This is a genomic window from Azospirillum oleiclasticum, from assembly GCF_013423485.1.
Lineage (GTDB): Bacteria > Pseudomonadota > Alphaproteobacteria > Azospirillales > Azospirillaceae > Azospirillum > Azospirillum oleiclasticum.
On record NZ_JABFFR010000011.1, the window covers coordinates 54287 to 70837 of the forward strand.

General features: G+C 68.2%; 17 protein-coding genes. 12 read left to right on the forward strand and 5 right to left on the reverse strand.

From position 1 onward, the window contains the following. The first annotated feature begins 6 nt into the window (after positions 1-6). From HL658_RS14100 to HL658_RS14120, 5 genes are read left to right on the forward strand one after another with little or no spacing between them, the layout of a single operon-like run. The gene (locus tag HL658_RS14100; RefSeq protein WP_180282731.1) at positions 7-861 is read left to right on the forward strand and encodes a branched-chain amino acid ABC transporter permease; all 855 of its coding nucleotides are present in this window, start codon (positions 7-9) and stop codon (positions 859-861) included. Beyond that, on the forward strand, positions 858-1874 hold the full coding sequence (locus HL658_RS14105) for a branched-chain amino acid ABC transporter permease (RefSeq protein ID WP_180282732.1): 1017 nt from the start codon (positions 858-860) through the stop codon (positions 1872-1874). Before HL658_RS14100 ends, HL658_RS14105 begins: the two co-directional genes overlap by 4 nt. After that, positions 1871-2626 carry an ABC transporter ATP-binding protein gene (locus tag HL658_RS14110; protein WP_180282733.1) on the forward strand — a complete coding sequence of 252 codons (756 nt, stop codon included), beginning with the start codon at positions 1871-1873 and terminating at the stop codon, positions 2624-2626. The genes HL658_RS14105 and HL658_RS14110 overlap by 4 nt, the downstream gene beginning before the upstream one ends. Further along, complete coding sequence (locus tag HL658_RS14115; RefSeq protein WP_180282734.1) at positions 2619-3353, forward strand: ABC transporter ATP-binding protein; 735 nt, start codon at positions 2619-2621, stop codon at positions 3351-3353. The genes HL658_RS14110 and HL658_RS14115 overlap by 8 nt, the downstream gene beginning before the upstream one ends. Continuing rightward, a complete protein-coding gene (locus tag HL658_RS14120; protein WP_180282735.1) occupies positions 3350-3946 on the forward strand; it encodes a hemerythrin domain-containing protein in 597 nt (198 codons plus the stop codon). Before HL658_RS14115 ends, HL658_RS14120 begins: the two co-directional genes overlap by 4 nt. A gap of 598 nt (positions 3947-4544) precedes the next feature. On the opposite strand, the gene HL658_RS14125 is transcribed toward HL658_RS14120, so the two are convergent. After that, entirely contained in the window at positions 4545-6371 is a 1827-nt protein-coding gene (locus tag HL658_RS14125; protein WP_180282736.1) for a right-handed parallel beta-helix repeat-containing protein, read from the reverse strand. A 388-nt stretch (positions 6372-6759) separates the two neighbouring features. On the opposite strand from HL658_RS14125, the gene HL658_RS14130 reads away from it, so the two are divergent. Next, positions 6760-7437 (forward strand): hypothetical protein, encoded by a 678-nt coding sequence (locus HL658_RS14130; RefSeq protein WP_343055104.1) that lies wholly within the window; start codon positions 6760-6762, stop codon positions 7435-7437. A gap of 41 nt (positions 7438-7478) precedes the next feature. Here the strand turns inward: HL658_RS14130 and HL658_RS14135 are convergent, their stop codons facing one another. Then, positions 7479-7868: a winged helix-turn-helix transcriptional regulator gene (locus HL658_RS14135; protein ID WP_425485338.1), complete on the reverse strand. Its 390-nt coding sequence runs from the start codon at positions 7866-7868 to the stop codon at positions 7479-7481. A gap of 104 nt (positions 7869-7972) precedes the next feature. Between HL658_RS14135 and HL658_RS14140 the strand changes: the two genes are divergently transcribed. Continuing rightward, positions 7973-8299 (forward strand): nuclear transport factor 2 family protein, encoded by a 327-nt coding sequence (locus HL658_RS14140; RefSeq protein WP_180282738.1) that lies wholly within the window; start codon positions 7973-7975, stop codon positions 8297-8299. After that, positions 8299-9087, forward strand: a complete 789-nt coding sequence (locus tag HL658_RS14145; protein WP_180282739.1) for an SDR family oxidoreductase — start codon at positions 8299-8301, stop codon at positions 9085-9087. The genes HL658_RS14140 and HL658_RS14145 overlap by 1 nt, the downstream gene beginning before the upstream one ends. A 73-nt stretch (positions 9088-9160) precedes the next feature. On the opposite strand, the gene HL658_RS14150 is transcribed toward HL658_RS14145, so the two are convergent. Continuing rightward, positions 9161-9631 (reverse strand): MarR family winged helix-turn-helix transcriptional regulator, encoded by a 471-nt coding sequence (locus HL658_RS14150; protein ID WP_180282740.1) that lies wholly within the window; start codon positions 9629-9631, stop codon positions 9161-9163. Positions 9632-9832: 201 nt separating this feature from the next. Between HL658_RS14150 and HL658_RS14155 the strand changes: the two genes are divergently transcribed. After that, the gene (locus HL658_RS14155) at positions 9833-10627 is read left to right on the forward strand and encodes an alpha/beta fold hydrolase (RefSeq protein WP_180282741.1); all 795 of its coding nucleotides are present in this window, start codon (positions 9833-9835) and stop codon (positions 10625-10627) included. A 119-nt stretch (positions 10628-10746) separates the two neighbouring features. Here HL658_RS14155 and HL658_RS14160 read toward each other — a convergent pair whose 3' ends face one another. Then, positions 10747-11739: a substrate-binding domain-containing protein gene (locus tag HL658_RS14160; protein WP_180282742.1), complete on the reverse strand. Its 993-nt coding sequence runs from the start codon at positions 11737-11739 to the stop codon at positions 10747-10749. Between the two features lie 120 nt (positions 11740-11859). Between HL658_RS14160 and dctP the strand changes: the two genes are divergently transcribed. From dctP to HL658_RS14175, 3 genes are all read left to right on the forward strand, one after another. Beyond that, positions 11860-12849, forward strand: coding sequence for a TRAP transporter substrate-binding protein DctP (gene dctP / locus HL658_RS14165; RefSeq protein ID WP_180282743.1), 990 nt, complete (start codon positions 11860-11862; stop codon positions 12847-12849). Between the two features lie 76 nt (positions 12850-12925). Continuing rightward, complete coding sequence (locus tag HL658_RS14170) at positions 12926-13441, forward strand: TRAP transporter small permease (protein WP_180282744.1); 516 nt, start codon at positions 12926-12928, stop codon at positions 13439-13441. A gap of 13 nt (positions 13442-13454) precedes the next feature. Beyond that, entirely contained in the window at positions 13455-14771 is a 1317-nt protein-coding gene (locus HL658_RS14175) for a TRAP transporter large permease (RefSeq protein ID WP_180282745.1), read from the forward strand. Between the two features lie 37 nt (positions 14772-14808). On the opposite strand, the gene HL658_RS14180 is transcribed toward HL658_RS14175, so the two are convergent. Beyond that, the gene (locus tag HL658_RS14180; protein WP_180282746.1) at positions 14809-16509 is read right to left on the reverse strand and encodes a thiamine pyrophosphate-binding protein; all 1701 of its coding nucleotides are present in this window, start codon (positions 16507-16509) and stop codon (positions 14809-14811) included. Positions 16510-16551: the final 42 nt, after the last annotated feature.

The window sequence follows — 16551 nt, forward strand, 5'->3', positions numbered from 1 at the left end:
TGCGCCATGACCATCCTTTTCGACGGCATCGCCTCGGGCATGCTGCTGTTCCTGATCAGCTCGGGGCTTTCGGTGACGCTCGGGCTGATGGGCATCATCAACCTTGCGCACGGCGCCTTCGCGATGCTCGGCGGCTATGTCTGCGTCGTGGCGCTCGACCGGTACGGCATCCCCTTTCCGGTGGCCGTGCTGATGGCGACGCTGTCGGCGGCGGCGGCCGGCGTGGCGCTCGAACGGCTGGTCTACCGGCGCCTCTACGGTGCCGGCCAGCTCGATCAGGTGCTGTTCTCGATCGGGCTGATCTTCGTCTCCATGGCGCTCGCGCGCTGGCTGTTCGGTCCCCAGCCGCAGCCGATCCGGCTGCCCGGCTGGCTGCAGGGCCAGGTCCAGCTTCCCTGGATCGAGATCGGGGTGTACCGGGCCTTTCTAATCGTGTTGGGCCTGGTGGTCGCCGTCACGCTGCACCGCGCGGTCGGCGTCACGCGCTTCGGCGCCCGGCTGCGCGCGGCGGTCGACCGGCCGGCGGTGGCGCGCGGGCTGGGCATCGACGTCGACCGGGTGTTCGTCGTCGCCTTCGCCATTGGCTCGGCGCTGGCCGGTCTGGGCGGGGCCGTGGGGGTGGAACTGCTGGGCCTCGATCCCAGCTTCCCGCTCCGCTACCTCGTCTATTTCCTGATCGTCGTGGTGGTCGGCGGTTCCGGGAGCTTCGAGGGGTCGCTGGTGGCGTCGGTGCTGATCGGCATCTTCGACGTCGCCGGAAAATACTACGTCCCTCAGGTCGGCTCCTTCATCATCTACACGGTCATGGTGGTGATGCTGATCGTCCGGCCGCAGGGCCTGTTCGGGAGGCCGTCGCCATGACCGGCGTCGTCTCCCCGATGGCCGCTCCCGCCGCGCTGCGCGGGGCCGGTGCCTGGAAACCGGCCGAGCTCCTGTTCTGGACGCTGCCGGTGATCGGCTGGTTCGCCTTTCCCGAGAATCTGCCGCTGCTGACGCAGATCGCCATCACCGCGCTGTTCGCGCTGTCGCTGGATCTGGTGCTGGGCGTGGCCGGCATGGTCACGCTGGGGCACGCGGCCTTCTTTGGTGTCGGCGCCTACGCGGCGGGCATGCTGCCGGCCTATCTCGGGATCGGCGATCCGCTGCTGGGGCTGGTGGCGGCCGCCGCCGCCGCGGCCCTGGCGGGTGCGCTCACCAGCCCGCTGATGCTGCGCGGGTCCGGGCTCAGCCAGCTCATGGTCTCGGTCGGCATCAACGCCATGCTGTACGAGGCTGCCAACAAGGCCACGGAGGTCACCGGCGGCGTCGACGGCCTGCCGGGGGTGGAGAACACGCCGCTGTTCGGGATGTGGAGCTTCGATCTCTACGGACGCACGGCCTATGTCTACGCGGTGGTGGTGCTGCTCCTTCTGTTCTGGATGGCGCGCCGCGTTGTTCGCAGCCCTTTCGGCGTGTCGCTGCGCGGCATCCGGTTGAACGCCGCCCGCATGCCGGCGCTCGGCGTGCCGGTCAATCGGCGGCTGGCGGTCGTCTGGACCCTGGCGGCGGCCTATGCCGGCGTGGCCGGTGCCCTGCTGACGCAGACCACCCAATTCGTGTCGATCAACGTGCTGGGCTTCGACCGCTCGGCCGAGGTGCTGCTGATCCTGATCCTCGGCGGGGCCGGCCACCTCTACGGGGCGCTTGTGGGGGCGGTCGCCTACATGTCCATCCACCACCTGCTGGCCGACATCGACCCGGAATTCTGGCAGTTCTGGATCGGGCTGATCTTCATCGTCGTGGTCCTCTTCGCCCGCGACGGCGCGCTGGGTGCGGCTGCCCGCATCCGCGACCTGATCCGCAATCTGATCCTGGGCCGGGGGGCATCCCGATGACCGCACCGGCGCTGGAAACACGCGGCCTGTGCAAGGCCTTCGGATCCTTCGTCGCCACCAACGCCGTCGATCTCCGCATCGCGGCGGGCAGCCGGCACGCGGTGATCGGCCCGAACGGGGCGGGGAAGACGACGCTGGTCAACCTCCTGTCGGGCCTGTTCCGGCCGACCTCGGGGACCGTCCACATCGACGGCCAGGACGTCACCCGGCTCGGCCAGCACGAACGGGTTCGGCGCGGCCTGACGCGGACCTTCCAGATCAACCGTCTGTTCGCCGACATGACGGTGCTGGAATCGGTCGCCATGGCGGTGGCAGAGCGCCAGGGGCTGGGGCGGCGGTTCTGGAAGCCGCTCGCCTCCTACGGCGCCGTCATGGACGAGGCGGCGCAGCTGATCGAGGGGCTGAGGATCGCCGACGCGGCCCACAGCCGGACGCGCGATCTCGCCTACGGCAAGCAGCGCATCATCGAGATCGCGCTGGCGCTCGCCTCCCGTCCGCGAATTCTGCTGCTCGACGAGCCGGCCGCGGGAATCCCGACGCGGGAGAGCCGCGAGCTGTTCGCCACCCTGGCGGATTTCTCGGCCGACACCACGATCCTGCTCATCGAGCACGACATGGATCTGGTGTTCCGCTTCGCCGACCGCGTGTCCGTGCTGGTCGGCGGGGCGCTGCTGGTCGAGGACACGCCGGCCCGCGTCGCCAGCCACCCGCTGGTCAAGGAAGTCTATCTCGGGACGGCCCAGCATGTCTGAAGCTCTGTTGGAGGTCGAGAAGCTCAGCGCCGGCTACGGCGACGCGCGCGTCCTCGACGACGTCTCGTTCCGTCTCGACCAGGGCGGCAGCCTGGCGCTGCTCGGTCGCAACGGCATGGGCAAGACGACCCTGCTGACCAGCCTGATAGGTCTGACGAGGCGCCATGGCGGGCGCATCCGGCTGGCGGGGCGCGACCTGACCGCCGTCCCCACCCACCGCCGGGCGCTCGCGGGGCTGGGGTGGGTGCCGCAGGAGCGCGACATCTTCCCGTCGCTGACCGTGGAGGAGAACCTGACGGCCATCGCCACCGGCGGTGCCTGGACGCTGGACCGGGTCTACGACCTGTTCCCGCGCCTGATGGAACGGCGTTCCAACATGGGCAACCAGCTCTCGGGCGGCGAGCAGCAGATGCTGGCCATCGCGCGGGCGCTGATGCTGGACCCCAAGGTGCTGCTGCTGGACGAGCCGATGGAGGGGCTGGCGCCGCTGATCGTCCAGGAGCTGTTCCGGATCATCCAGCGCATGATCGAGCGGGACGGGCTGGCGGTGATCCTCGTCGAGCAGCACGCCCACCAGATCCTGCCGCTGACGCGCGACGCCATGATCCTGGAACGGGGACGCGTCGTCTATTCCGGCGACAGCCGCCGGTTGATCGACGAGCCGGCGTTGCTCGACCGGTGGCTGGGCGTCGGCGCGGTGGAACTCGATGACGGGACAAGCGCATGAAGGCGATCGACATCATCCGCAACGAGCATCGCGCGCTGGCCGCGGTGCTCCGCGCTCTGGAAGCCACCATCGCCGATCTGCGCGACGGCCGCCGGCCACCGGACTTCCGGCTGCTCGCCGCCATGATCGACTACATCGTGCGCGTTCCGGAGGAGGTCCACCATCCCAAGGAGGACGGGGTCTTCTTTCCCCATATCCGGGCGGCCTGCCCGGACGCGGTGCCAATCATCGACGAGCTGGAGCACCAGCATCACCGCGGGCGGGAGCATGTCCTCCAACTCGCCATGAGCCTGATCCATTTCCAGGCCGTCGGGGCAGCGGCCCAGGAAAGCTTCTGCGCTGCCGCCGAACGTTATGTCGCGTTCAGCTGGACCCACATCGAAATGGAGGAGCGCCAATTGCTGCCGCTCCTTTCCGACCGGCTGGCACCCGCCGCCTGGGCGGAGATCGACGCCGCCTTCGCCGCCAACGCCGACCCCTGGCGTGGAACCGCCGACGAATTCGAACGGCTGTTCTCCAGGATCACGGCCCTGGTCCCGGCGCCACTGGGCCTTGGCGACCGCCGGTCGGGATTGGCCAGCAGGATCACATAGCGGCTCCGCCGCTCCACCGGGGTGGTCACGTTGTCCTTCCCGGTCGTGCGCGCGACGATCATCCGGTCACCTTCCCAGTGCCCGAACACCGCCCGGTCGGTGACCTCCGCCGGCCGCCGGACGATGGTGCGCTCGGCCGGGAAGGGGCCACGCCGCGGCCGGCGCCCGAAGCGCGGCCGACGCCCGAAGCGCGGCCGACGCCGTCGGCGGACCAGGGCCAAGGTCTCGAACAGCCGCTCCCGCCTCCCGATGGATCGTCGAGCGGTGCCGGCCCAACCGATGTTCGGCCATATCCATGTGAGAATACTGCGTTCCCATGCGGCCCTCGTGTCGTAAGCCACTGATATCAAACGAGAGCAGCACTTCAAATTTGAATCCACCCCGCCCACACCAAAAAAAGTGTGATAATCAGAATTATGAAAAATAATGCCAGGATCCGCCTGATCAACCCGGAGTTCCTCTCGCGTGACACCGGTAAGGCGCGAGGTGAACGTCTCCGCTCCCGTGCGATCACAGGCTCACGAACACGCGCGTGATGGGACCGCCCGCCGCCGGGCGGTCCGCATTCAAGGCACGCGGTCGGGACCTGCGGGGCCGGTCAGCCCAGCAGCCCGATGTCATCGTAGGCGATGTGGTCGAAGCCCAGCGCGTAGACGGGCGAATGCGCCGCCAGACTGTAGTCCTCCGCACCCGGGTTGACGAAGCCCGGGTCCAGCCTCACGGAGCCCTTGTCGTAGCCCGCTGCCTGCCAGTCCGACAGGTCTCCCGTGGCGCCGCTCGACATCACCCGCGGCCAGACGTCGAACAGATCCTTCGACACGTCCAGTTTGCTGTAGACGTTGTTGTGGATGTTCCCGACACCGGCCGGCCCGTAGATGTGCACGGCAGTGCCGTCGCGGACATCGACGATGTTGCCAGAGATGTCGTTGCCGCTCATCACCTTGCCCTTCCAGCCTCCCCAGCCGACCTCCTGCTGCAGGCCGATCTGGGCGCCGCTGTTGTCGGCGATGATGTTCTCCGTGACCTTGTTGTTCCAGCCACCGTGCAGGAACACACCGCCGATGTTGCCATGGACGAGGTTGCCCTTCACCGTGGCGCCGCTGGTCCAGTCGTCGAGGTAGATCCCCCAGCTTGCGACGTCGCCCGACGGATGGACCGCCGTCGTGCCGGTCACCTCGTTGTTGATGACCGTGTGACCGGTCAAATCCTGCTGACGGCTGATCAGGTAGATGCCGCCGCCGTCGTCGGACTCCAGATTGGCGTTGATCACCTTGTTGTAGGCAATGGTCGCGCGGTAGGTCGCGTCGCTGCCATTGGTTTCGACCGAACCGACGGCGATGGCCTTCTCCGGCGAATTCTCGATCTGGTTGTGCGTCACCTTGACGTCGGAACTGCCGTTGATCCAGATCCCGGCGTCGCCGCGGTCGGCCGCGTTCGGATGCTTGATGAGGTTGTCGGACACCACCGTGCCGTTGGACCCGGCCTTCACGAAGACGGACTCGGCGCCGGTGCGGTCGAACAGGTTGTCCACGACCTTGCTGTTGGCGCTGTTCTGCACCGTGATGCCGTAGCCGCCGCCCTTCACGACGTTGTTCGCGAAGACGAGGCCGGCGGCCTTGTCGGCGAAGACGTAATGTCCGTCCGCACGGCCGCCGGTGAAGGTCAGGCCTTCGATGGTCACGTCCTTGGCACCACCGAGGCCGATCGACACCGAAGCCTGCGGGCCGCTGTGGATCACCGCCTTCTCGTTGCCGTAGCCGGTGAAGGTCACGCCGGAGTCCTGGCCGTCCAGCCACAGCACGTGCTTCTGGTAATAGTCGCCACCGCGCACATAGGTCGTGTCGATGTCGCTCGACCGCATGGCGGCCTGGGCCTTCTCCAGGGACGCGAAGGGCCCGTCGGTGCCGGCGGCGTTGGGGGCGGCCAGCTTGCCGGACCAGCTGTCGTTGCCGTTCTTGGCCACGTAGAAGCCGGGACCGGTCGGTTTGGGGACGCCGGGCGTATCGGTGTCCGGTGCCGGGGGAGTCGTCGCGACGCTTCCGGGGAAGTAGCTCTTGTCCGCATCGACGACCAGCGTGCCGTTCCACTTCATCAGGGCCCGCCCGTCGAGCACATCGCGGCCGTCCAGAGCGTAGCGGTCGTAGGAGACGTTGTCGTCGCCCGGCAGGACCGACTTGCCGTTGATGGTGATCTTATCGACCGTCAGGTTGCGGTCGACGCCGTTCTGGACCCGGTCGTTGTCGAACTGGACCTGCACCTTGTGGGCCTGGTTCGCCGCGAGATTCGTCTTGAACACGAAGTCCTTGGCCGAGCCACCGGTGGTGCCCTCGCCGATCGTCTTGCCGTCGACCAGCAGCTTGAAATGGGCCTTGTCGGTGCCCTTGGCGGTCACGGTGATGGTCGATGTCCCGGAGGTCGTTGCCATTGATCCCTGTCCCTTGCGATTGCGATCCGGCGCCACGATGGCCAGGACAGTTGGGGCAAAGGTGAGCCAATTTCCTCAAGATCGCAATTAAGTGGTAGTATCTGTTACATGTCTGCGACCAATGCGGAAGCTTTCCGCGGATCGATGCGCTTAAGGGAAGAAGCCCTTCTGACGGAGGATAAGTACAACCCATATGATATTCTTTGGACCGTCGATCATGTGCACCGCTGCCCAACCGGTCGCAGCGCCACCAGCCGCGCATTCTGTCGTGACGAGACGATGGAGCGCGAGTGTGGACCGACTCGGCCGGCCTTGTCGGGGGGGCGTGGCATCGGCGGTACGGGCGGGCTCCGCTTGGCGACATGTGCCCATCGGCAGAAGCTGCCGGGTGAAAGGCGACGTGCGTCGCCGCCCCGCGCGCCGGGAATGGCGTTCGTCGGCACCGCAGGGCTTGGCACGACCGTTGCTTCCGTTCGCCTGCGAATACCAAGCGTCACAAAAGCGGCAATGGAGGTGGTACGTGCAAGTCGTAGGAAACCCTGCATCGATCGGGCCCGCCGTCGTGCCGCCACAGGGTCGGACGTCGGGCACCGGCCAACCAGCGGGCTCCACCAACTTCTCGGACCTGCTGTCGGACGTCTCCAAAGCGCAGGACGCAACGGCGGCGCCGGCCGAACAGGGCGAGGCCGAAGAGATCGCGCGGATGCAGAAGGAGCTGGACTCCTACAAGCGCGAACGGGACAAGGTCGTGCAAGGCCGCAAGATGGATCCGCCGGCGTACCAGATCGCCCTGCCCGTCAACGACCGCGGTTACATGCCGTATGTCACGGCCGACCAGCAAAAGCGGATGGACGGCATCACCGACTCCTACCTCGGCCGGCCGGCGCACGAGATGGAAAAGATGTGGGAGGAGCTGAGGGCCAACGGCCTGCACCCCGACCAGCTCGCGCGCACCGCGAAGTACTTCGTCAACCTGGAGGGTGAGATCGTCAACCGCGACGTGGCGACGGGAAAACAGCGATCCGCCGAACAGGGCGGCACCGCCTGGATGGCGTCGAGCGTCTGAGCGCGCTATCGGCACGGGCCGTGGACCGGGGCCGGCCCCACCTACACGTCGCCGGCCTCGGCCCCTGGCGCCGAAGCGCCCGGCGCTTCCTGGATCAGTCGCGAGCGGAGCTCGGCGGGTGCGCCTTCCGCCCACAGCAGCAGGGCGTCCAGTGCCGGGCACAGGGACTGGCCCCAGTCCGTCAGGTGGTACTCGACCTTCGGCGGAACCTGGTGGTGGACGATGCGCCCGACCACTCCATCGTTCTCGAGCTGGCGCAACTGCTGGATCAGCATCTTCTGGGAAATGCCGGGAATGGCGCGCTCCAGATCGGAGAAGCGCCGCACATGGCCGCCGAACAGCTGGAACAGGATCACGAGCTTCCACCGACCCTCGAGGATCCGGATCACGTTCTGCACGCTCTCGGCCGCCGTGTGAGGCGTGTGGGACACGCGCTTACTTTCCGGTGAGTACCTTACTTTTCCGTCCGTTCTTGTCATTTCGAAAGCTCAAGTGCAGCGTGTCTCCGGCACAACCCAACACCGGAGAGACGCGAATGATAACGGATCTGCCCTCCCCGATCGCGGCCTATGTCGCGGCGAACGCCCGGCTCGATGCCCAGGGAATGCTCGCGGCCTTCGCCCCGGACGCGGTCGTCCTCGATGATGGCGGGCGTCATCAGGGGCACGACGACCTCGAAGCCTGGATCCGCACGGCGACCATCGACAACCGGGCGGTCTTCACCCCCGACACCTGGCGCGAGGAGGACGGCCGCGTCGTGGTGGCCGGCCTGACCGCCGGCACGTTCCGCGGCAGCCCCATCCGGTTCACCCTGCGGTTCACGCTGGAGGACGGGGCGATCGCCGCCCTGGAGATCGCGTGATGGCCGCCCGCATCGACCCCGTCGAATTCGCGGGGCGCCGCGTCGTCGTCACCGGCGGCACCAAGGGCGCCGGCCGGGCAACGGTCCAAAGGTTCGTGGCGGGCGGCGCCCGGGTGATGACCGCTGCGCGCCAGACCGTCGACGGCCTGGAGGACGTGCGGATCGTCGAGGCCGACCTGACCACGCCCGAGGGGATCCGGAGGCTCGCCGACGCGGCCACGGAGCAGCTCGGCGGTGTCGACGTGCTGGTCCACATGCTGGGGGGCTCCGCCTCGCCGGGCGGGGGCTTCGCCGCTCTGACCGACGATCACTGGCAGGCCGAGCTCAACCTCAACCTGCTTGCGGCGGTGAGGCTCGATCATGCCCTGCTGCCGGGGATGATCGCGCGGGGCGGAGGGGTGGTCGTCCACGTCTCGTCGATCCAGCGGCGGCTGCCGCTGCACGACTCCACCACCGCCTACGCGGCGGCCAAGGCCGCCTTGACGACCTACAGCAAGGCGCTGTCGAAGGAGGTCGGACCCAAGGGCTTGCGGGTCAACGTCGTCTCTCCCGGCTGGATCCACACGGAGGCCGCCGACGCCCTGATGGAACGGATCGCCGCCAGCACCGGAGGCACTCTGGAGGCGGCACGCCAGAGCATCCTCGATGCGCTCGGTGGCATTCCCCTGGGCCGCCCGGCCCGGCCCGAGGAGGTGGCGGAACTCATCGCCTTCCTGGCCTCCGAGCGGGCCTCGGCCATCCACGGCGCGGAACACGTCATCGACGGCGGCACGGTGCCGACGGTCTAGCCCCGCGGCGCTCCCGCTCCGCCATCCAAACCGCCTCGTGCAAACGGCACTCGGCGGGACCGGGTGCCGGAATTCAGGAGCGCCCGAGGCCTCGGTGTCCGATCCGGCCGTAGATCGCATCCCGCAGCCCTTTGATCGTCCGGTTGAGGTCTCCCAGATCCGCGGGAGACTGGCCGGACGCGTCGAGCAGGGCCTCGCCAAGGCAACCGGCCCTCGCCTCCAGTGCACGTCCCTGGTCGGTCAGCGCCACGAGCACCTGGCGCTCGTCGTCGGGGTTGCGGGTCCGCCGCACCAGCCCGGCGGCTTCCAGCCTCTTGATGAGCGGGGTGAGCGTGCTCGGCTCCAAGGCGAGCCGCTCGGCCAGGGCGCCGACGGTCTGACCGTCCTCGCGCCACAGGACGTTGAGCGCGAGGTACTGCGGGTAGGTCAGCCCCAACGCGTCGAGCAGCGGCTTGTACGCGCGCTGGATGGCGATGCCGGCCGAATAGACGGCGTAGCAGAGCTGATCCTCGAGAGGCGGCGGGCGGCTCGGTCTGGCGGTCATGGCTGGCTCCTCGCATCCGGCCGAAGCGGGGATGCTTATCGCGATAAATTTTACCCTTGACCGCCTCCGGATGCCAGGGTAAAGACGTTACTTATCGCAGTAAACATTATCGCAACATACACCAGTGCCACATTGGAGCCGCGTCCGCCCCGGCGGCGGCCCTCACCGGCACTCGGCCCGAAATCCCGAAGGAGACATCCCATGACTGGCAAAATCAGCCGCTTCATCGTCACGATCGCCGCCGCGGCGTGCATCGCCGGCGCCGCACAGGCGCAGACCGCGACGCCCGCCGCTCCGGCGCAGGCCGTCCGGAACGTCGTGCTGGTGCATGGCGCCTTCGCGGATGGCTCCGGCTGGCGGGGCGTCTATGACGAACTCACCGCCCGTGGCTACCGGGTCAGCGTCGTCCAGAACCCGCTCACCTCGCTGGCCGACGACGTGGCCGCCACGCGCCGCGTCCTCGGCCGTCAGGACGGCCCGGCCATCCTGGTCGGCCACTCCTACGGCGGCACCGTGATCACCGAGGCGGGATCGGGTCCGGATGTGGCCGGTCTGGTCTATGTCGCGGCCCTGGCACCCGACTCCGGGGAAACGACGGCCGATCAGTTCGCCCAGATCCCGCCGCCCCCGGGCTTCATCATCGAGGAGCAGAAGGATGGGTTCGGCTTCGTGAACGGTCCGACGTTCAAGGAAGGTTTCGCCGCCGACACCAGCGACGCCGACGCGGCCTTCATGCGCGACTCCCAGGTGCCGATCGCGATGTCGGCCTTCACGGCCAAGGTGACGCAGGCGGCGTGGCGGACCAAGCCGAGCTGGTTCGTGGTGGCGACGGAGGACGGCGCGATCGATCCGAAGCTTCTGCGCAGCACGGCGCGCCGCATCGGGGCGGACACCACCGAGGTCAAGGGCAGCCACGTCGTCTTCCTGACGCAACCCAAGGCCGTCGCTGACGTGATCGACCGCGCCGCCCGGCAGGCCGCTCAAGCGAAGCGTTGAGGTCACCGAAGCGCCCGCGGTCCTGGAGCCACGCACGGCGACGGCTCCAGGACCGCAGCGTTTTCATGACGGACCGGACGCGTCCGCCCAGATCCGGGTCCGATCAGATCAGGGTCCGATCAGATCCGGGTCAGCTCATGGGTGGACGGCGCGAACAGCTCCTCCGCCGACACCAGCCGCTTCGACAGCCCCTGCTCGTGGTGGTAGCGCAGGAAGGTGTCGAGCACCTTGCGGTTCTCGGCGAAGCCGTAACTCCAGAAATCTTCGCCCATCAGCGCCACCGTCTGGTCGCGCTCGTACACCGACCAGGGCAGGCTGGCGAACAGATGGCCGATCTGCCCCAGCTCGTACATCGCGACCGCCTTGGCCTCCATGAAGGCCTTCAGCAGGTTGACCGCGACCCAGGGATGCCGCTCGTAGATGCTCCGGCGCACCCCCATCACATGCATGATCGGGAAGATGCCGGTGCGCCGGAAATAGTCCTGCTCGGCGGCGCGGTAATCCGGGAACAGGCGGGCGACGTTCGGCACCCCCTTGAGGAAGCAGGACGGCGCGCGGGCGGAGATCATCGCATTGATCTCGCCGGCCGCCAGCATGTCCGACAAAGTGCGGTCGGACGGGATCGGCTTGAGGTCGATGTCCGGCGGCAGGTCGAGACGTGAACGCTCGGTGCGCCCGGCCTCCTCCAGCCCGCCCTGGCGCCATTTCACCGAGCGCACATCCACCCCGTATTCGTCCTCCAGGATGCCGCGGATCCAGACGGTCGCCGTGATCTGGTATTCGGGCAGACCGATGACCCGGCCCTTCAGATCCTCCGGCCGGTCGATGCCGCGGTCGGTGCGGATGTAGATGCCGGAATGGCGGAACAGCCGCGACACGTACGCGGGAATCGCCACGTACGGGGACTCGCCGCGCGAGGTCAGCATCGTCAGGCTGCTGAGCGACAGCTCGGTGACGTCGAACTCCTGGAATTTGAAGGCGCGGTGGAACGCCTCCTCCGGCTCGATGGCGGTCGGGATGATCCGGCAGCCGTCCACGGCCACCCGGCCGTCGAGGACGGCCCGGCAGCGGTCGTAGTCGCAGACGGCCAAACTGAGTTCCAGGCGGCTCATGTGGGGGTCCCTTCCTTCCCTGATCGCGTGCGGCGGCGCAGCGTCATCGCTTGACAGCGTGTTCGGTATGCTACTTAACTAAGTAGTTAGTTCAACAAAAAATACAGAGGAGGTGGTTCGATGAGACTGTCCGTTTCATGGAAGGCGGCGGTGGCCGCCGGTCTGTTCGCGCTTGCCGGAACGACCCCCGTGACCGCGCAGGAGGTGAACCTGCGCGCGATGATCTACACCGACAATGCCAGCTCGCCGTTCCGCGTGGCCTTCGATGCCTTCGTGCAGCACGTGAACGAGCGTGGCAAGGGTCAGGTTCGCATCGGCGCCGTCGTCGGGCCGGAGGCGGTGCCCGCCAACCAGCAGCCGCGCGCGCTGAAGGACGGCCTGGTCGACATCGTCGCCGCTCCTCCCAGCTATTTCGAGAACCTGGTTCAGGGTCTGGGCGGACTATCGGCCGCGCGGGTGACCACCCAGCAGATGCGCCAGAACGGCACCTTCGAAGCCGTCAACGAGATGCTGAAGGGTCCGGCCAACGCCCGCATGATCGGGCTGTACGCCGGCGACATCCCCTTCTACATCTTCTCCAACCGCGAGGTGCGCGACCTCCAGGGCTTCAAGAACCTGCGCCTGCGCACCACCAACACGGTGAAGGCCTTCTTCGAATCGCTCGGCGCCCAGCCGCTCCAGGTCGGCCGCGGCGAGATTTACACGGCGCTGGAGCGCGGCGTGGTCAACGGCTATTCCAACATCAATTCGGAGCTGTTCACCTCCGGTTGGGTCGAGGTGGTGAAGTACCGGATCGGGCCGGGCTTCTACTCCCCCAACATCGCCATTTTCATGAACGCCAAGCGCTACGACGGGCTCAACGCTGCCCAGAAGGCGGTGCTGGACGAAGCCGGCCTGTATGTGGAGGGTGCGCCCACCCAGGCCATGGTCAAGGAGGAGGAAGACGCCATCGCGCGCGCCGTGAAGGAGAAGAACTTCACGGTGATCGACCTGTCCCCCGCCGACCGGGAGAAATTTCTCGACATGGCCTACGAGAGCACCTGGACGGAGATCGGCCAGCGCGCCCCCGCCTTCGCCACCAAGCTGAAGCCGCTCCTCATCGGCAAGTAAGCCATCGTCATCGCCCTCCGGCCGGCACGCTCCAGCGGGGGCGTCGCCGCCCGGATGTCTGCGGAGGGATATCCACATGCGGGCCTTCTGGCGCGTCTGGGACGGGGTCCTGGACGCCTGCGGCGTCGTGGCGGCGGTGCTGACCGTCCTGCTCACCGTCGGCGTGTGCGCCGACATCATCCTCAGGACGGCCGCCGGTGGCGGGCTGCCCTGGGTCTTCGATCTCGTCGAGTACGGGATGCTCTTCATCACCGCGCTGATGGCGGCCTACGTCCTGCGCGGAAACCGGCATGTCGAGGTCGACCTGCTCATCTCCCTGGTGCCGGCAGGTCTGCAGAGGTCCATGCGGGTCGCGGGCGCGGCGCTGTGCCTGCTGTTCAGCCTGGTGCTCGCCATCGCGGCGGGGGAGGCGGCGCGGCGGTCCTGGGTCGATGACTCCGTGATCTTCCGCTACGTCCTCATCCCGGAATGGCTGCCCTTCGCCGCGGTGGCGCTGATGTTCGCGCTCCTATCGGTGGAATGCGCCCGCCAACTCGCCCGCCGCTGGACCGAGCGGCGCACCGCCGGCATGAGCCGGTCGGACCTTTTCTGAGGGGACGGACAGCATGGAATGGTATTGGGTGCTGGCCCTGCTGGTCGGGGGCACGCTGTCCCTGATGCTGCTCGGCCTTCCGGTCGCCTTCGCCTTCTTCGGGGCGAACATCGTGGGCGCCTGGATCTTTCTGGGCGGCGGGAACGGGCTGGTGCAGGTCGGCCGCAACACCGTGGATTCGGTCGCCAGCTTCACGCTGGCCCCGCTGCTCATGTTCATCCTGATGGGCGAGGTGCTGTTCCACTCCGGCGTGGCGCTGAAGGCCATCGACGCGGTGGAGCGGCTGTTCAAGCGCCTGCCCGGACGCCTCAGCCTGGCCGCGGTCGGCGGCGGCGTGCTGTTCTCCGCCCTGTCGGGGTCGAGCATGGCCAACACGGCGCTTCTGGGCAGCACGCTGCTGCCGGAGATGCGGCGGCGCGGCTATCACCCCAGCGTGTCGATGGGGCCGATCATGGCGGTGGGCGGCGTTGCCATGCTGATCCCGCCGTCCAACATGGCGGTGCTGCTCGGCACCGTGTCGCAGATCCCGATCAGCTACATCCTGCTGGGCGGCATCATTCCCGGCCTGATGATCGGGGCGGCGCACGCCAGCTTCGTGTTCGTGCGTTGCGTGCTCAACCCGTCGCTGGCCCCGCCCTACGAGGTGGCCGACATGCCCTTCGCGGAGCGGGTGCGGCCCTTCCTTGTCTATGTCGTGCCACTGCTCTCGCTGTTCGTGGTGGTGGTCGGCAGCATCCTCGGCGGCATCGCCACGCCGACCGAATCCGCGGCGCTGGGTGCGGCCGGTGCCGTGCTGTTCACCGTCATCTACCGGGCCTTCAGCGTCGGCATGCTGGTGAAGTCGCTGAAGCAGTCGGCCGTCATCAGTGCGATGATGCTGTTCATCATCGCCGGATCCTCCACCTTCTCGCAGATCCTGGCCTTTTCCGGGGCCACGCGGGAACTGGTGGCGCTGGTGTCGGCGACCAACCCGGATCCCATGGTGGTGCTGCTGGGGATGCTGGCGATCCTGCTGCTGCTGGGCATGTTCATGGACTCGCTCAGCATGATCCTGCTGACCATCCCGTTCTTCATGCCGATGGCGACGGCGCTGGGCTTCGACCTGATCTGGTTCGGCATCCTCGTGCTGTTCGCCATCGAGATCAGCGGCATGACGCCACCCTTCGGGATGGTGCTGTTCGCGATGAAGAGCGTGGCGCCGCCGGACACCACGACGGCGATGATCTACCGCTCCATCTATCCGTTCGTGATCATCGAGATGTCTCTGCTGGCCCTGATCATCCTGGTCCCGGAACTGGCGACCTGGCTGCCCGGTCTGATCCGGAGTTGATCCGGGGGCGGCCCCGCGAACGGGCCGCCCCCGCCGTTCACGCCGCGGGCACCGCGATTTCCACCAGCGCCAGCCCCGGCCCGGCGAGCGCCGCGTCCGCCGCCTGCCGCAGGATGCCGGGAAGACCGGCATCGAACGCATCTGCCTTCGCCGTGAACAGAGCACCCTGCCCTGCCGCCAGTTTGGTGAAGTCCGGTGCCGGGTCGGTGAAGGTCTGGCCCACCCACTTGTTCTCCACCGGCCGGCCGCGGTCGCGGGCGACGCGTTCCTGGTGCACCACGTCGTTGCCGTAGACGCCGTTGGCGGCCACCAGAACCAGCAACGGCAGCCGGTGGCTGGCCGCGGTCCACAGCGCTGACAGCCCCATCAGCAGGTCGCCGTCACCAATCAGCGCGACCGGCAGCCGGCCGCTCCCCTTCAACGCCAGCGCCGCCCCCACCGCCATGCCGGGACCGGACGCCAGCCCCTCCCCCCCGTCGCGGCCGAGATGGTCGAGCGGATGGCGGAAGTGCAAGGCCCCGGACGGCCAGCCGAGCGGCAGCCGGGTCAACGCCACCGGGGTGTCGCGGCGCAGCGCCTCGATGGCGGCGGCGACGGCAGCATAGGCCGCCGGAGTGCCGAGGCTGTACGCCTCGTCGGAAGCGGCCGGGTTGGTGGCTTCGACCGTCCAGGGCGTACGTGTCCCCTGCGGCAGCCGATCGAGCAGCCGCCCCACCACGTCCTCCGGCGTGCCGGCGATCCAGCGGCCGTAGGGCGGCAGGGCGAAGCCGTCCTTGACCCAGCCACGGTGCGCGAGATGGTCGAGTGACACGATGCGCGCGTCGGGGGCCGCCCCCGTGCGCCGTGCCGCGATCCCCAGCGCCGTCGCCGGATCGATCCAGTCCAGCGCCAGGATCAGGTCCGCGGCCTGGAGTGCCGCCGTCTGTGCCGCGTCGAAGCCGAAACCGGGGGCGCCGAGGTGGGCGGGGTGGTCGGTGGGAAAAGCCGCGGCGGTGCGGATGTCGGTCAGGACCCGCGCCCCCGTCCGTTCGGCCAGAGCCACGCGGGCCGCCCAGCCCGCCTTGTCGCGTCCCGTACGTCCGACCAGCAGGAGCGGACGTTGGGCACGCTCCAGCGCGGCGGCGAGGGTCACGACATCCGGCTCCGGCGCCTGTGGCAGCGCGGGGGTCGCGACTGGCAACGTACGGTCGAGCGTCAGGTCCGACGGGATCGGGGTCTCCTGGTCGGACACCTCCAGGCATACATACACGGGGCCCTTCGGCGCCAGCCGGGCCAGCGCCACCCCGTGCGCCAGTGACTCGACCGCCGCCGCGGCCGATGCCGGCTGGTCGTCCCACTTGGTGAAGGGACGCACGATCTGCGCCTGATCCTGCACCGTGTGGATCCACTCGATCCAGGGGCGGCGGCTGGCGGCGTCCATGGCGCCGGTGGCACCCATCACCACCACCGGTGCCCGGTCGACCCAGGCGTTGTAGATGGCCATCGACGCGTGCAGCAGCCCGACGTTGCTGTGCACCAACGCCAGCGCGGGTTCTCCCGTCACCTTGGTCCAGCCGTGCGCCAGAGCCACCGCGTGCTCCTCGTGCAGCGACAGCACCAGCTCGACCCGCCCGCCGAGATGGTTGACCAGGCTGTCGTGCAGCCCGCGCCAGCTTGCACCGGGATTGTACGCGGCGAATCGGAATCCCAGCCGCTCGATGGCCTCCGCCACCAGATCGCTCCCCCACCGGCCGTCCATGGCACTTCCCGTCCTTGATGATCTGTACTAACTTGTTAGTTA

Bases quoted from the DNA above. Each gene is read 5' to 3' on its own strand.
- HL658_RS14100 (WP_180282731.1), top strand. From the start codon at position 7: ATGACCATCCTTTTCGACGGCATCGCCTCGGGCATGCTGCTGTTCCTG.
- HL658_RS14140 (WP_180282738.1), top strand. From the start codon at position 7,973: ATGATAACGGATCTGCCCTCCCCGATCGCGGCCTATGTCGCGGCGAAC.
- HL658_RS14155 (WP_180282741.1), top strand. From the start codon at position 9,833: ATGACTGGCAAAATCAGCCGCTTCATCGTCACGATCGCCGCCGCGGCG.
- dctP (WP_180282743.1), top strand. From the start codon at position 11,860: ATGAGACTGTCCGTTTCATGGAAGGCGGCGGTGGCCGCCGGTCTGTTC.
- HL658_RS14150 (WP_180282740.1), bottom strand. From the start codon at position 9,631: ATGACCGCCAGACCGAGCCGCCCGCCGCCTCTCGAGGATCAGCTCTGC.
- HL658_RS14175 (WP_180282745.1), top strand. From the start codon at position 13,455: ATGGAATGGTATTGGGTGCTGGCCCTGCTGGTCGGGGGCACGCTGTCC.
- HL658_RS14110 (WP_180282733.1), top strand. From the start codon at position 1,871: ATGACCGCACCGGCGCTGGAAACACGCGGCCTGTGCAAGGCCTTCGGA.
- HL658_RS14115 (WP_180282734.1), top strand. From the start codon at position 2,619: ATGTCTGAAGCTCTGTTGGAGGTCGAGAAGCTCAGCGCCGGCTACGGC.
- HL658_RS14105 (WP_180282732.1), top strand. From the start codon at position 858: ATGACCGGCGTCGTCTCCCCGATGGCCGCTCCCGCCGCGCTGCGCGGG.
- HL658_RS14170 (WP_180282744.1), top strand. From the start codon at position 12,926: ATGCGGGCCTTCTGGCGCGTCTGGGACGGGGTCCTGGACGCCTGCGGC.
- HL658_RS14160 (WP_180282742.1), bottom strand. From the start codon at position 11,739: ATGAGCCGCCTGGAACTCAGTTTGGCCGTCTGCGACTACGACCGCTGC.
- HL658_RS14180 (WP_180282746.1), bottom strand. From the start codon at position 16,509: ATGGACGGCCGGTGGGGGAGCGATCTGGTGGCGGAGGCCATCGAGCGG.
- HL658_RS14145 (WP_180282739.1), top strand. From the start codon at position 8,299: ATGGCCGCCCGCATCGACCCCGTCGAATTCGCGGGGCGCCGCGTCGTC.
- HL658_RS14125 (WP_180282736.1), bottom strand. From the start codon at position 6,371: ATGGCAACGACCTCCGGGACATCGACCATCACCGTGACCGCCAAGGGC.
- HL658_RS14120 (WP_180282735.1), top strand. From the start codon at position 3,350: ATGAAGGCGATCGACATCATCCGCAACGAGCATCGCGCGCTGGCCGCG.